Annotated in this window: 15 protein-coding genes; all 15 read left to right on the top strand. The window is 62.9% G+C overall.

Annotation, left to right across the window (positions count from 1 at the left end; translation table 11 throughout):
* Position 1 precedes the first annotated feature (1 nt).
* The 15 genes from H6B51_RS04515 (at position 2) to H6B51_RS04445 (ending at position 14532) form a co-directional block, all read left to right on the top strand.
* A complete protein-coding gene (locus tag H6B51_RS04515) occupies positions 2–1141 on the top strand; it encodes a 1-deoxy-D-xylulose-5-phosphate reductoisomerase (protein ID WP_204882550.1) in 1140 nt (379 codons plus the stop codon).
* A 12-nt stretch (positions 1142–1153) separates the two neighbouring features.
* On the top strand, positions 1154–2227 hold the full coding sequence (locus tag H6B51_RS04510) for a M50 family metallopeptidase (protein WP_204882549.1): 1074 nt from the start codon (positions 1154–1156) through the stop codon (positions 2225–2227).
* A gap of 55 nt (positions 2228–2282) precedes the next feature.
* On the top strand, positions 2283–3320 hold the full coding sequence (gene ispG / locus H6B51_RS04505; RefSeq protein ID WP_204882548.1) for a flavodoxin-dependent (E)-4-hydroxy-3-methylbut-2-enyl-diphosphate synthase: 1038 nt from the start codon (positions 2283–2285) through the stop codon (positions 3318–3320).
* Positions 3321–3335: 15 nt separating this feature from the next.
* A complete protein-coding gene (locus H6B51_RS04500) occupies positions 3336–7505 on the top strand; it encodes a PolC-type DNA polymerase III (protein WP_204882547.1) in 4170 nt (1389 codons plus the stop codon).
* Between the two features lie 119 nt (positions 7506–7624).
* On the top strand, positions 7625–8794 hold the full coding sequence (gene hisZ, locus H6B51_RS04495) for an ATP phosphoribosyltransferase regulatory subunit (RefSeq protein WP_204882546.1): 1170 nt from the start codon (positions 7625–7627) through the stop codon (positions 8792–8794).
* Entirely contained in the window at positions 8791–9432 is a 642-nt protein-coding gene (gene hisG, locus H6B51_RS04490) for an ATP phosphoribosyltransferase (RefSeq protein ID WP_204882545.1), read from the top strand. Before hisZ ends, hisG begins: the two co-directional genes overlap by 4 nt.
* On the top strand, positions 9429–10706 hold the full coding sequence (hisD, locus tag H6B51_RS04485; protein WP_204882544.1) for a histidinol dehydrogenase: 1278 nt from the start codon (positions 9429–9431) through the stop codon (positions 10704–10706). The genes hisG and hisD overlap by 4 nt, the downstream gene beginning before the upstream one ends.
* A 42-nt stretch (positions 10707–10748) precedes the next feature.
* Positions 10749–11324, top strand: a complete 576-nt coding sequence (hisB, locus tag H6B51_RS04480) for an imidazoleglycerol-phosphate dehydratase HisB (RefSeq protein WP_204882543.1) — start codon at positions 10749–10751, stop codon at positions 11322–11324.
* Positions 11324–11932 carry an imidazole glycerol phosphate synthase subunit HisH gene (hisH, locus tag H6B51_RS04475; protein WP_204882542.1) on the top strand — a complete coding sequence of 203 codons (609 nt, stop codon included), beginning with the start codon at positions 11324–11326 and terminating at the stop codon, positions 11930–11932. The genes hisB and hisH overlap by 1 nt, the downstream gene beginning before the upstream one ends.
* Positions 11929–12651 (top strand): 1-(5-phosphoribosyl)-5-[(5-phosphoribosylamino)methylideneamino]imidazole-4-carboxamide isomerase, encoded by a 723-nt coding sequence (gene hisA, locus H6B51_RS04470; RefSeq protein WP_204882541.1) that lies wholly within the window; start codon positions 11929–11931, stop codon positions 12649–12651. The genes hisH and hisA overlap by 4 nt, the downstream gene beginning before the upstream one ends.
* Entirely contained in the window at positions 12645–13400 is a 756-nt protein-coding gene (hisF, locus tag H6B51_RS04465) for an imidazole glycerol phosphate synthase subunit HisF (protein WP_204882540.1), read from the top strand. The genes hisA and hisF overlap by 7 nt, the downstream gene beginning before the upstream one ends.
* A gap of 21 nt (positions 13401–13421) precedes the next feature.
* Positions 13422–13661, top strand: a complete 240-nt coding sequence (locus tag H6B51_RS04460) for a hypothetical protein (protein WP_204882539.1) — start codon at positions 13422–13424, stop codon at positions 13659–13661.
* 10 nt (positions 13662–13671) lie between these two features.
* Positions 13672–14001, top strand: a complete 330-nt coding sequence (hisI, locus tag H6B51_RS04455; protein ID WP_204882538.1) for a phosphoribosyl-AMP cyclohydrolase — start codon at positions 13672–13674, stop codon at positions 13999–14001.
* A complete protein-coding gene (gene hisE, locus H6B51_RS04450) occupies positions 13998–14327 on the top strand; it encodes a phosphoribosyl-ATP diphosphatase (RefSeq protein ID WP_204882537.1) in 330 nt (109 codons plus the stop codon). The genes hisI and hisE overlap by 4 nt, the downstream gene beginning before the upstream one ends.
* Before the next feature lie 16 nt (positions 14328–14343).
* Entirely contained in the window at positions 14344–14532 is a 189-nt protein-coding gene (locus H6B51_RS04445) for a hypothetical protein (protein ID WP_204882536.1), read from the top strand.
* Positions 14533–14535: the final 3 nt, after the last annotated feature.

The following is a 14535-nucleotide window of genomic DNA, read 5'->3' as shown; positions in this document are numbered from 1 at the left end:
TATGAACAAATGTATCTCTCTGCTGGGCTCCACTGGCTCCATCGGGCGGCAATCACTGGAGGTGATTGCCGCCTCTGGCATGAAGGTAGCCGCGCTCACCGCCAACCGGGACGTGGCCCGGCTGGAGGAACAGTGCCGGCAGTTCCGTCCGGCCCTGGCGGTGATGATGGACCCCGCCGCCGCTGCCGACCTGCGGCTCCGGCTGGCTGACACCCCCATCCAGGTGGCCCAGGGCATGGAGGGCCTGGTGGAGGCCGCATCCCTGGAGGAGGCGGACACCGTTCTCACCGCCGTGGTGGGTATGGTGGGCCTGCGCCCCACCCTGGCCGCCGTGCGGGAAGGGAAACGGATCGCCCTGGCCAACAAGGAGACCCTGGTGTGCGCCGGGGAACTGGTGATGGAGGAAGCCCAGATCCATGGGGCGGAGATCGTGCCGGTGGACTCGGAGCACTCGGCCATCTTCCAATGCCTCCAGGGCTGCAAGGACAGAGGAGAGGTGAAACGCCTCATCCTCACCGCCTCTGGCGGCCCCTTCTTTGGCTGGAAGAAGGAGGATATCGCCGCCGCCACGGTGGAACAGGCCCTGAAGCACCCAAACTGGTCCATGGGGGCCAAGATCACTGTGGACTCGGCCACCCTGATGAACAAGGGACTGGAATTCATCGAGGCCATGCGGCTCTACCGGATGCCCCCGGAGAAGATCTCTATCGTAGTCCACCGGGAGAGCATCATCCACTCCCTGGTGGAATACTGTGATAATGCCATCCTGGCCCAGTTGGGTGTGCCCGACATGCGCCTGCCCATCCAGTACGCCCTCACCTGGCCTGCCCGGACTGCAGGGGTGGCTACCCCTCTGGACCTGCTGCGCTGCCCGCCCCTGACCTTCTGTGAGCCCGACTACGACGCATTTCCCTGCCTGGGGCTGGCTCTGGGGGCCGCCCGCACCGGCGGCACCGCCACCGCCATCCTCAACGGTGCCAATGAGGCGGCGGTAGGCCTGTTCCTGGCGGGGAAGATCCCCTTCGGGGAGATCGCCAGGCGGGTGGAGCACGCCCTGGCCGCCGTGCCGGTGGTCCCTGCCCACGACCTGGAGGCCGTACTGGAGGCGGACCGGGCCGCCAGAGCCGCTGCAATGTTCTGATATGAGGTGTCTATGACCGTATTTTCCATCGTTCTCATCATTATTTTCTTTGGCCTGCTCATCGCCATCCATGAATTTGGCCACTTTGTGGCCGCCAAAGCCCTGGGGGTGAAGGTCAACGAGTTCGCCATCGGTATGGGGCCCAAGCTGCTCTCCGCTCAGAAAGGAGAGACCCTTTACACCTGGCGGGCCCTGCCCATCGGCGGCTTCTGCGCCATGGAGGGGGAGGGGGAATCCTCTGACGATCCCCGGGCCTTTGGCAACAAGCCGGGCTGGAAGAAGCTCATCATCCTGGCTGCCGGAGCCTTTATGAACTTTGTGGCCGGGTTGGTCATTATCCTGATCATCATGGTAGCGGCAGGCAGCCCCGCCATGCCGGTGTTCACCGGGGTGATGGAGGGGGCGGAGGCGGTACTGGACACCGGCCTCCAGCCTGGAGACCAGCTCTACACCATCGACGGCCACCGGATCTACTTCCAGACCGACGCCTTCCTCTTTCTGGAGCGGGGGGGGGAGGACGTGGACGTGGTGGTCCTCCGGAACGGGGAGAAGGTGGACCTTGGCACCATTCACCTGCCTTACCGTCAGCTCACCGACGAGACCGGCCAGCAGGTGGAAAAGCGTGGGATCTATATCGGCCAGTTCCGGGAGAACAATCTGTTCACCATCCTGCAAAACACCTGGTATCAGGCGGTAGACTACGTCCGCCTGGTATGGATGGGTCTGGGCGATCTGATCACCGGGGCCATGGGCCTGCGGGAGCTGTCCGGGCCCATCGGCATCGTGGCCATGGCCGGGGACGTGGGAGAGGCCGGGGCGGCGGTGGCCGGGCTCTTTGGAGCGGTTATCAACATTTTGGACTTCACCGCTCTCATCGCCATCAACCTGGCGGTGATGAACCTGCTGCCCATCCCCGCTCTGGACGGAGGACAGATCCTCTTTGTGTTCGTGGGGTGGGTATACCGCCTCATCACCCGGCGGAAGATCAACGAGAAGTACCTGGGCTATGTGAACGCCGTGGGCCTGTGCTGCCTGCTGGCCCTGATGGCGATAGTGGCTGTCAGCGACGTGGTAAAGCTGTTCTGAAGGAGGGGGCACGGGAGAACCTGTGCCCCCCATACCAATGCTAAGGGAGGAACCTATGACCAGACAGATCCTTGTGGGGGGCGTGCCGGTAGGGGGCGGTGCTCCCGTGACCATTCAGTCCATGTGCAACACCCGCACCGACGATGTGGCGGCCACTGTGGCCCAGATTCACCGGCTGGAGGAGGCCGGCTGCCAGATCATCCGGGTGGCGGTGCCCGACCGGGCGGCCGCCAACGCGGTGGGGGAGATCCGCCGCCAGATTCACATCCCCCTGGTGGTGGACATCCACTTCGACTACCGGCTGGCCCTGGCCTGTGTGGAGTCGGGGTGCGACGCCGTGCGCATCAACCCGGGCAATATCGGCGGGGAGGACCGGGTGGAAGCGGTGGCCAAGGCATGTAAAGCCAAAGGCCTTCCCATCCGCATTGGGGTCAACGGAGGCTCTCTGGAGAAGCCTCTGCTGGCCAAATACGGCGGGGTCACCCCTGAGGCCCTGGTGGAGTCAGCCTTCGGCCACATCGCCCTGCTGGAGAAGTATGATTTCCACGATATCTGCGTATCTTTAAAGTCCTCGTCGGTAGCCACCACCATGGCAGCCTACAAGCTGATGAGTGAGAAAAGTGATTATCCTTTACATCTGGGGGTCACCGAGACAGGTACCATCCGCATGGGCACCATCAAGTCGGCCATTGGCATCGGTGGCCTGTTGGCCCTGGGCATCGGGGACACCCTGCGGGTCTCCCTCTCCGCCGACCCGGTGGAGGAGGTGTATGCCGCCCGGGACATTTTGAAGGCCCTGGGTATGGCGGACAACGAGCCCAATCTGATTTCCTGTCCCACCTGCGGCCGCACCCGCATCGACCTGATCGGCCTGGCCCATCAGGTGGAGGCGCGGCTGAAGGGAGTCCACAAGCCCATTACCGTGGCGGTGATGGGCTGCGTGGTCAACGGTCCCGGAGAGGCCGCCGCCGCCGACGTGGGCATCGCCGGGGGCGACGGGGAGGGCCTGCTCTTCCGCAAGGGAGAGATCGTAAAAAAGGTGCCCCAGGACCAGCTGGTGGACCAGCTGTTTGCCCTCATCGACCAACTGTAAGCAGGAGCGTTTTTTATGCCGCAAGCACAAAAGATCCCATTTCTCAAGCTGTTTTCCGCCTGGCGGCCCGGCCCTGAGCTGGCCGGACTGGTGGAGGGCTACCTGGTGACCCAGGCGGTCATTGACAAGCACGTTCGGTCTATCCGGGCCACGGTGGAGTGTGCCGCCCCGCCGGGGGAGGAGCTGCGCCGTACCATTGAGCGCAGCATCGCCCTGGCCTATCGGGTGGAGCAGGTGGCCCTGGAGGTGGTAGGGGCCCAGCCAGCAGCCCAGACGGCCCCGACTCAGTCCGTCCAGCCGGAGCAATCCGTGCCTCCGGCTCAGCCGGAGCCCGCCCCGGCCCTCCAGGACGAGGCTTCTGCCGCTTTCCGCCGTACCGAGGAGATCCGCCGTCAGGCCCTGGCCAAGCTGAAAACCGCCAAACCCGCCCCCAAAAAGGAGGGAAAGGGAGCTCCCAAAGGCAAGCTGATCTACGGCCGCCATGAGATCAAAAAGCTCCCCACCCCCATGTCCCAGCTGGAGCTGGACATGGGGGCGGTCATCGTGGAGGGGGACGTGTTCGCCATCGACCACCGGGAGCTGAAAAAGCGGGAGGCCTGGGTGGTGTCCTTTGACGTGACCGATTACACCGGCGCGGTGCGGGTGAACAAATTCTTCCCCGGAGACGAGGGGAAGGGCATCGTGGACGGAGTGAAGAAGGGACAGCGGCTGCTCATCCAGGGCAAGCTGAACATTGACCGGTTCACCGGGGACATGGTATTGGAGCCCTACGCCATTATGGAGTCCAGCCGGACGGAGCGGGTAGACGACGCCCCGGAGAAGCGGGTGGAGCTCCACCTGCACACCAACATGTCGGCCATGGACGCCCTTACCGCCGTGGGCTCCAAAATGGACTCCCCCATCGGGGTGGACAAGAACGTGGTGAAGCGGGCGGAGCGGTGGGGCCACCGGGCTATTGCCATTACCGACCACGGAGTGGCCCATTCCTTCCCCAACGCCTGGCACTCCGCCAAGAAGATCAAGATCCTCTACGGGGTGGAGGCCTACTACATCAACGACGTGGACGACCGGGTAGTGGTTCACGGAGAGCTGGATCAGGATTTTTCCCAGGACGTAGTGTGCTTTGACATCGAGACCACCGGCCTGGACAAGCGTACCGACAAGATCACCGAAATCGGGGCGGTGGTGCTGCGGGACGGGGAAGTGGTGGAGCAGTTCTCCACCTTTGCCGACCCGGAGCGGCCCCTCACCCGGGAGATCACCGAGCTCACTGGTATTACCGACCAGATGCTGGAGGGAGCCCCCTCCCAGGCTGAGGCGGTGAACGCCTTTCTGGACTTTGTGGGAGACCGGCCCCTGGCCGCCCACAACGCCGAGTTCGACATGGGCTTTATTGCTGAGGCCTGTCGCCGGATGGGCCGGTCCTTTGAAAATACCTCCATCGACAGCCTGATTTTAGCTCAGAACCTGTTGCCCCAGCTGTCCAAGTACAAGCTGGACGTGGTAGCCGCCCATCTGAACCTGCCCGCCTTCAACCATCACCGGGCCTATGACGACGCCGCCACGGTGGGCTATATGCTGGTGCCTTTCTTCCAAATGCTGCGGGACCAGGGAGTCCACTCTCTTCAGCAGATCAACCCTGCCATGGTCAAGCTCCGTTCCGGAGGCAAGGCCAAGCGGCAACCAAAGCACCTCATTGTGCTGGCCAAGAATCAGCTGGGCCTGCGCAACCTCTATAAACTGATTTCCGCCTCCTACCTGGACCACTTCAAGCGTTATCCCATCATGCCCAAGAGCCTCATCGACCAGAACCGGGAGGGCCTCATCATCGGTTCGGCCTGTGAGGCGGGGGAGCTCTTCCAGGCCATTGTCAAGCGAAAGGACTGGGGGGAGCTGAAGCGCATCGCCTCCTGGTACGATTTCCTGGAGATCCAGCCCCTGTGCAACAACGCCTTTATGCTGCGTAAGGGCATGGTGAAGAGTCAGGAGGATCTGCGTGACTTCAACCGGACGGTGGTGGCCCTGGGAGATGCCCTGGACAAGCCGGTGTGCGCCACCGGGGACGTCCATTTCCTGGACCCGGAGGACGAGATCTACCGCCACATCCTGCTGGCCTCCAAGGGCTTTGACGACGCCGACTCGCCCCTGCCCCTTTACTTCAAGACGACTCAGGAGATGCTGGATGAGTTCTCCTATCTGGGGAAGGAGAAGGCTTACGAGGTGGTAGTGCGCAACACCAATCTGGTGGCCGACTGGTGCGAAGATGTGGTACCTCTGCCCCAGGGCCTCTTCGCCCCCAAGATCGAAAACTCCGCGGAAGAGCTCACCCGTCTGGTGTGGGATAAAGCCCACTCCCTCTACGGGGAGGACCCCCCTCAGATCGTGGTGGACCGCATCAATGCCGAGCTGGGGGATATCATCAAGTGCAAGTACGACGTGATTTACATGTCCGCTCAGAAGCTGGTGCAGGATTCCCTGGACCACGGCTATCTGGTGGGCTCCCGAGGCTCGGTGGGCTCCTCTCTCGTGGCCTTCATGTCAGGGATCACGGAAGTAAACTCCCTGCCCCCGCACTATCGCTGCCCAAAGTGCAAGCACGCCGACTTTGACGCCGCCAAGGAGCTGGGGATCGGCTGCGGGGCGGATATGCCCGACGCCGTCTGCCCGGTGTGTGGCGCCCCATACGAAAAGGACGGCTTCAATATCCCCTTTGAGACCTTCCTGGGCTTTGGCGGCGACAAGGTGCCCGATATCGACCTGAACTTTTCGGGCGAGTACCAGGCCAACGCCCATCGCTATACCTTTGAATTGTTTGGGCAGACCCACGTGTTCCGGGCGGGTACCATCGGTACCGTAAAGGACAAGATCGCCTTTGGCTATGTAAAGCACTACCTGGACGATCACGGGATGACCGGCACCCGGGCGGAGGAGAACCGGCTGTCCCTGGGGTGCAGCGGGGTAAAGCGCACCACCGGCCAGCACCCCGGCGGCATGGTGGTCATCCCCCAGAACCGGGAGATTTACGACTTCTGTCCGGTGCAGCACCCCGCCGACGACCCCAACAGCGACATTATCACCACTCATTTTGAATACCATTCCATGGAGTCCAACCTGCTCAAGCTGGACATGCTTGGTCACGATGATCCCACCATGATCCGCATGCTCCAGGATCTCACCGGGGTGGACCCCCAAAAGATCCCTCTGGACGACAAGGACACCATGAGTATCTTTACCTCCTCCAAGGTGCTGGGCTTTGAGGACGACCCCATCCTGGGCCCCACCGGTGCCGTGGCCATCCCCGAGTTCAACACCAAGTTCACCCGAGGCATGCTGGTGGACACCCAGCCCCATGAGTTTGACATTCTGCTCCGCCTGTCCGGATTCTCCCACGGCACCGACGTGTGGCTGGGTAACGCCCGGGACCTGGTGGTGGACCAAGGCATCCCGGTAGGCCAGGCTATCGGCTGCCGGGACGATATCATGATTTTCCTCATCTCCTGCGGTATGCCGGAAAAGCGTTCCTTCAAGATCATGGAGGCGGTACGAAAGGGGAGAGGGCTTCCTGAGGGGGCGGAGGAGGAGATGAAGGCCGCTGGGGTGCCCGACTGGTACATTGGCTCCTGCAAGAAGATCAAGTACCTCTTCCCCAAGGCCCATGCCGTGGCCTACGTGATGATGGCCTTCCGTATCGCCTGGTTCAAGGTCCACCATCCCCTGGCCTTCTATGCCGCCTTCTTTTCTATCCGAGCCAAGGCTTTTGACGCCACCTGTATGTGTATGGGTATGGACGTGTGCAAGGCCAAGATGAAGGAGATCGAGAGCAAGGAAAAGCCCACCCCGGTGGAAGAGGACACTCTGGTTACCCTGGAGGTGGTGTACGAGTTCTATCTCCGGGGCTTTACCTTTGAACGGATGGATCTCTACCGCTCTCACGCGGTGAATTTTCTCCCGGATGTGGAGAAGGGCACCCTGCTGCCTCCCTTTACCTCCATCCCAGGCCTGGGGGAGACGGCGGCTCTGTCCATCATGGAGCAGCGCAAGGGCAAGGAGTTCATCTCCATCGAAGAGTTTTCCGCCGCCTGCCCCAAGGTGTCCAAGACCCATATCGAGCAGCTCAAGGCCGTGGGGGCCCTGGACGGCATGCCGGATACGAGCCAGATCACGCTGTTTGACGGTCTGTTCTGAGTCCCGCCTTTCTATATTATATAAAGAAGGGGCTGCCGCGGCAGCCCCTTTTCTCTTGACAAAGGAGAAGCTATATAGTATAGTAGCGTGGTAAAGCGTAAAAGTAAGGGAGTGTTCCCATGAGTATCATTATCAATACCCCCGAGGGCACCCGGGACCGACTGTTCGCCGAGTGCCAGGAGCGCCGGCAGGTCCAGGCCCGGCTCACCCGGCTGTTCCGCCAGCGGGGCTTTCTGGAGGTGTCCACCCCGGACACCGAATTCTATGATCTGTTCGCCCTATCGGGCAGCGCCATCTCCCAGGAGCGCATGATCAAGGTGAGCGACCCCAGCGGCAAGTTTTGCGTCATGCGTCCCGACTCCACCACCCCCATCGCCCGGGTGGCGGCCACCAAGCTGAAGGCGGTGGCCCTGCCTCAGCGGCTGTACTACGACCAGACGGTATACCGGGCCAACCCCGCTCACAACGGGGGCAGCCGGGAGATTCCCCAGTGCGGGGTGGAGCTCATCGGGGCCAAGGGGAAGAAGGCGGACCTGGAGATTATCGTCACCGCCATTGACGCCCTGCGCTCCTGCGGGGCCCCAAAGTTCCATGTGGAGCTGGGCCACGCTGGATATTTTCGGGAGCTGGCCGGCCGGCTGGAGCTGGAGGAGGAGAAGGTGGAGGAGATGCGCGCCCTCATCGAGGGGAAGAACTTCGCCGCCCTCACCGATTTCCTGGCTCCCTACGCCGGCAACCCGGCCAGCGCCGCCCTGGCCCGGCTGAGCCGGCTCTTCGGCGGGGCGGAGGTGCTGGGACAGGCGGAGAAGCTGGCGGGCAAGACCCCGGCGGTGGACTATCTCTCCGACCTGTACGACGAGCTGTCCGCCGCGGGCTACGGCCAGTACATCCGCTTTGACCTGGGCATGGTCCATCAGATCGACTACTACACCGGAGTAGTGTTCCGGGGCTACGTGGAGGGGGCGGGGGACGCCGTCCTCTCCGGCGGCCGGTACGACAACCTGGTGGGGGTGTTCGGCCGGGAAGCCCAGGCTACCGGCTTCGCTGTGGATGTGGACGCGGTGGCCCGCACCCTGCCGGAGCTCTCCCCGCCGGTGCTGCGCACCGTGGTCCACTACGAGCCGGGCTACCTGGCCCAGGCCCTGGAGGCGGTGGACACCCGCCCCGCCGGCACCAGCGAGCTCTCCCCCTGCCGCACCCTGGAGTCCAGTCTGAACCTGGCCCGGGACAAGGGAGCGGAGACCGTGCTGGTCTTTGACAAGGACGGAGAAAGGACGGTGCGGGTATGAGTGAGCGTTTGAGAATCGCCATCACCAAGGGCCGCCTGCTGGACAAGAGCGTGGAGCTCTTTGAGGCCGTTGGGCTGGACTGTTCCCCCATCAAGGACCCGGGTCGGCGGTTGGTCCACTGCGTGCCCAACTACCCCCTGGACGCAGTGCTGGCCAAAGCCCCCGACGTGATCACCTACGTGGAGCACGGAGTGTGCGACCTGGGTATCGTGGGCAAGGATACCATCCTGGAAAAGGGGGGCTCCTTCTACGAGGTGCTGGACCTGGGCTTCGGCAAGTGCCGGTTCGCCCTGGCGGTGAAAGAGGGGAGCGACTTCTACGGTACCTACAAGACCCGGCGCATTGCCTCCAAGTACCCGGAGGTGACCCGGGCCTTCTTCGAGAAGAAGGGCATGGACGTGGACATCATCAAGATCGAGGGTAGTGTGGAGCTGGCCCCCATCCTGGATCTGGCCGACGCCATCGTGGACATCGTGGAGACCGGGGCCACCCTGAAGGCCAACGGCCTGGTGCCCATCGAGGACGTGGCCCAGGTGTCCGCCCGGCTCATTGTGAACACCGCCAGCATGAAGCTGTACAAGGACGAGATCGCGGACCTGATCGCCCGGTGCGAGGGAGAATTGGAGAGACGGAAATGATACAGATCGTAAAAGCCGACGGCGCGGCCGAGAAAGTGGTCATGGCCGCCATGAAGGCCCGGGCAGCCCAGGCCAACCAGGCCATTGACGCCGCTGTGGCAGAGATTTTAAATACTGTAAAGGAAAAAGGCTTTGCCGCAGTGGAAGAGTATTCTCTTCGCTTTGACAAGGCTGCTCCCCGGGAGCTGACCCGGGAGGAGCTGGACCAGGCCTATACCCGCTGTCCGAAGGAGCTCATCGCCGCCCTGGAGCGGGCGGCGGCCAACATCCGGGACTACAATGAAAAGCTGCTCACCCGTACCCTGGAGTGGACCTCTCCCGACGGAGGGGTGGTGGGCCGGATCGTCCGGGGCCTGACCCGGGTGGGCATTTACGTGCCCGGCGGTACCGCCGCCTACCCCAGCAGCGTGCTGATGAACGCGGTGCCCGCCAAGGTGGCGGGGGTGGAGGAGATCATCATGGTGACCCCGCCCACCGAAAACCTCAACGACGCGGTGCTGGCCGCCGCCAAAATCGCCGGGGTGGACCGGGTCATCGCCGTGGGTGGGGCCCAGGCGGTGGCCGCCCTCACCTACGGGGCTGGCTTCATCCCCCGGGTGGACAAGCTGGTGGGCCCCGGCAATGCCTACGTGGCCGCCGCCAAGCGGATGGCCTATGGCAAGCTGGACATCGACATGGTGGCCGGCCCCTCGGAGGTGCTGGTCATTGCCGATGGCAAGGCCGACCCCAAATTCGTGGCCGCCGACCTGCTGAGCCAGGCGGAGCACGACAAGCTGGCCTCCGCCGTGCTGCTCACCGATTCTATGGCGCTGGCCCAGGCGGTGGACGCTGAGATCGTCCGCCAGACCGGCTATCTCAGCCGCTCCGAGATCATGGAGTGCTCCCTGCGGGACTTCGGCTGCGCCATCGTGTGTGAGACCTTGGCCGATTGCGCCGCCCTGGCCAACGAGATCGCCCCGGAGCACCTGGAGATCATGACGGAGGACCCCCGGGCCCTTCTGCCTGAGATCAAGAACGCCGGGGCTGTATTCCTGGGAGCCTGGTCTCCGGAGCCCCTGGGGGACTACCTGGCCGGGCCCGACCACGTGCTGCCTACCAGCGGCACCGCCCGGTTCTTCTCTCCCCTCAGCGTGGATAGCTTCCTCAAGACCATGAGCGTCATCCAGTATGACCAGGCCAGCCTGGCCCCCATCAAGGACCAGATCATCACCCTGGCCCGGAGCGAAAAACTCACCGCCCACGCCAATTCCATCCAGGTGCGGTTTGAAGCGTAGGGGCCGATGTCCCCATCGGCCCGCCCGAAAGGAGCAGAAACCATGAGAACAGCCCAACTGAGCCGGGCCACCAAGGAGACCCAGATCAGCCTCACCCTTAATCTGGAGGGGGGAGCGGTGGAGATCTCTACCGGCATCGGCTTTTTTGACCATATGCTCACCGCCTTTGCCTTTTATGGCGGGCTGGGGTTGGAGCTATCCGTAAAGGGAGACCTGGAGGTGGATGGTCACCACACCGTGGAGGATGTGGGAATCGTCCTGGGTCAGGCCGTGAAAGAGGCACTGGGAGACCGGAAGGGCATCCGGCGGTACGCTTCCGCTTTCATTCCCATGGACGAGGCCCTGTGCTTTACCGCCCTGGACTTCTCCAACCGGCCCTTCCTGGTGTTTGACGCCCAGATGCCCCAGCCCATGATCGGGGCCTACGACTCCTGTCTCACCGAGGAGTTCATGCGGGCCTTTGCAGTGAACAGTGGTTTGACTTTACATATGAAGTGCCACTATGGAAAGAATGCCCACCACATCACCGAGGCCCTGTTCAAGTCCCTTGGTGTGGCGGTGAAGGAGGCGGTGGCGGTCACCGGCACCGGCGTTACCTCTACCAAGGGGGTGCTGTGATGGGCTATACCGCAGTTGTGGATTACGGCGTGGGCAACCTGAAAAGCGTCACCAACGCCATGCACTATCTGGGTTTGAAAACTTGTATCACCAGCGACCCCAAGGAGCTGGAGCTGGCTGACGCCATCATCCTGCCCGGAGTGGGGGCCTTCCCGGATGCGGCGGACAAACTGCGGGGGCCTGGTCTGGATGAGGTGCTCATTGCCCAGGCCCGACGCAAGCCTATTTTGGGCATCTGCCTGGGAATGCAGCTGCTCTTTGACCGGGGCGAAGAGGTGCGGGAGTGTAAAGGCCTTTCCCTTGTGGGCGGCTGTGTCCGTAAGATCGAAACCGATCTGAAGCTGCCCCACATTGGCTGGAACAGCCTGAGCTTTCCCAATGCGTCCCCCCTGTTTGCCGGGGTGGAGGAGGGCAGCTATGTCTACTTTGTCCACTCCTTCTGCGGTGTGGCCACCGATTCGGCCACCGTCATCGCCGCCACCGACTACGGTGGGCCGGTGACGGCGGCGGTACAGAAGGGCAACGTGTACGGCTGCCAGTTCCACCCGGAGAAGAGCGGCGAGGTGGGCCTGCAAATTCTGAAAAACTTCGGAGGGCTGAACAGATGATTTTGTTTCCCGCCATTGACTTGAAAGACGGTAAGGCGGTTCGCCTTTACAAAGGAGATTTCGCAACGGCCCACCAGGTGGCGGACGACCCGCTGGTTACTGCCAGGGCCTTTTATGAGGCCGGCGCCCGGCACATCCACATGGTGGACCTGGATGGGGCCCGCAGTGGAGCCCGGCAGAACGGCGCTATCGTAGAGGCGGTGGCCCGGAGCTCCGGCCTGAAGGTGGAGCTGGGGGGCGGCATCCGCTCCATGGCCGATCTGGAGGCGGTCTTTGCCCTGGGGGTGTGGCGGTGTGTCATCGGCTCCGCCGCCGTGAGCCATCCGGAATTTGTGGCGGAGGCGGTGGCCCGATATGGCGAGCGCATCGCGGTGGGCATCGACGCCATGGACGGTATCGTCAAGACCTCCGGATGGGAGCAGTCCTCCGGCCTCGATTACCTGGACTTTGCCAAGTCCATGGAGGCAATGGGTGTAAAGACAATTATCTTTACGGATATCGCCACCGACGGCATGCTGTCCGGCCCCTCCTTTGACCGACTGGCGGCCCTGCAAAAGGCGGTGGACTGCCAGATCGTGGCCTCCGGCGGGGTGTCCTCCAATGAAGATCTGTCCAGACTGGATGGGATGGACTTGTATGGGGCCATCATCGGCAAGGCCTATTACGCCGGTACAGTGGACCTGGCCCAGGCGGTAAAGGAGGCGGGAGCGCAGTGTTAGCCAAGCGTATCATCCCCTGCCTGGACGTGCGGGACGGCCGGGTGGTGAAGGGGGTCAACTTCGTCAATATCCGGGACGCCGGTGACCCGGTGGAACTGGCCAAATACTACTCCGACCAGGGGGCCGACGAGATCGTGTTCCTGGACATCACCGCCACCAGCGACGCCCGGGATACCGTGGCCGACGTGGTGGAGCGCACCGCCGCCCAGGTGTTCGTTCCCCTGACGGTGGGGGGCGGTATCCGCACCCTGGAGGATTTTCAGCGGTTGCTCCGGGCGGGGGCAGACAAAATTTCGGTGAACTCCGCCGCCGTGGCCCGGCCGGAGCTTATTTCTGAGGCGGCGGAGCGGTTCGGCTCCCAGTGCGTGGTGCTGGCGGTGGATGCCCGGGCCCGAGGGGACGGCACCTGGGAGGTGGTGGTGGCCGGCGGGCGGAAGCCCACCGGCATCGACCTCATTCAGTGGGTGAAGCAGGGCGAGGCCCTGGGGGCGGGAGAGATCCTGCTCACCTCCATGGACGCTGACGGCACCAAGGCGGGCTTTGACCTGGCCATGACAAAGGCAGTCACCGATGCAGTGTCCATCCCCGTCATCGCCTCCGGCGGCTGCGGCTCCCTGGCCCATTTCGCGGAAGTGTTCCGGGAGACCAACTGCGACGCCGCCCTGGCGGCCTCCCTGTTCCACTTTGGGGAATTGACAGTACCCCAGGTGAAGGAGTATCTTGGAGAAGAGGGAATCCCGGTCCGATAGAGACAGAAGGGGGGAGCCACCATGTTGGACGATATTTTCAGGCAGATCCGTCAGGAGCTGGAGGGCGCCGTGCCCAACCGGCTGGCGGGCGCCGGCACCACCACGCCCTGGCGGGGGAACAAAAAGCAGCAAAAGCGGAAGGTGAACGACCGCCCCCTGCCCAAAGCCACCCAGCCCGGTACCAAGCTCACCGCCCGGCGGGACCGCCGGGGAGAGGACCCCTGGGACTGGGTGGAGGAGAAGCCCCCCTGGGAATTTTGAGGTGAATGTCATGTTTGATCTGGATCAGCTGTTCCAGAAGTCCGATTTGATCCCCATCATCATCCAGGATGTACATACCCTGGAGGTTTTGATGCTGGGCTTTACCAACAAAGAGGCGGTGGAGCTGACCCTTAAAACCAAGACCGCCTGGTTTTGGTCCCGCAGCCGGCAGAAGCTGTGGAACAAGGGGGAGAGCTCGGGCCACTTCCTCCATGTGAAGAAGATGGTCACCGACTGCGACACCGACACTCTGCTCTACCTCTGCGACCCGGTGGGGCCTACCTGCCACACTGGGGCAAAGAGCTGCTTTTTCAACAACATTTGGGAGGAAACACCATGAGCGATACCATTCTGCACGACCTGTACCAGGTGGTGCTGGGCCGTAAGAGCGATCCCCAGGAGGGGTCCTACACCTGCTACCTGTTTGACAAAGGCCTGGACAAGATCCTGAAGAAGGTGGGGGAGGAGTGCTCCGAGACCATCATTGCCGCCAAAAACGGCAAGCAGGAGGAGACGGTGGGGGAGATCTCCGATCTGATCTACCACCTGATGGTGATGATGGCGCACCAGAACATCCCCCTGGACGCGGTGATGGCCGAGCTGGAGCGGCGCAGCCACAAGATCGGCAATCTGAAGCAGATGAAAACCGTGGATCACGAGACCTGAGAGGGGGACTGCCCCGGTGAAACGGAGAGGACAGCTTGCCGCTGCGGTGAGCTGCGGGCTGGCGGCGGCGATGTGGACCATCGGCGCTGTGGCCGCTCTGAGCGCCGGCGTGGAGGGCGTCTCGGCGGTCCTGTTGGTGGTATGCGCCGGGGTGTGGATCGGGGCCTTCCTGGTCAACCTGCGGCGGTACCTCAAAGGTACATAAAAA

It is taken from the genome of Pseudoflavonifractor phocaeensis, from assembly GCF_016901955.1.
In the GTDB taxonomy this organism is placed as follows: Bacteria; Bacillota; Clostridia; order Oscillospirales; family Oscillospiraceae; genus Flavonifractor; species Flavonifractor phocaeensis_A.
Note: the sequence above shows the minus strand (reverse complement) of the source record. Positions and strands in the feature narration are given on the sequence as shown.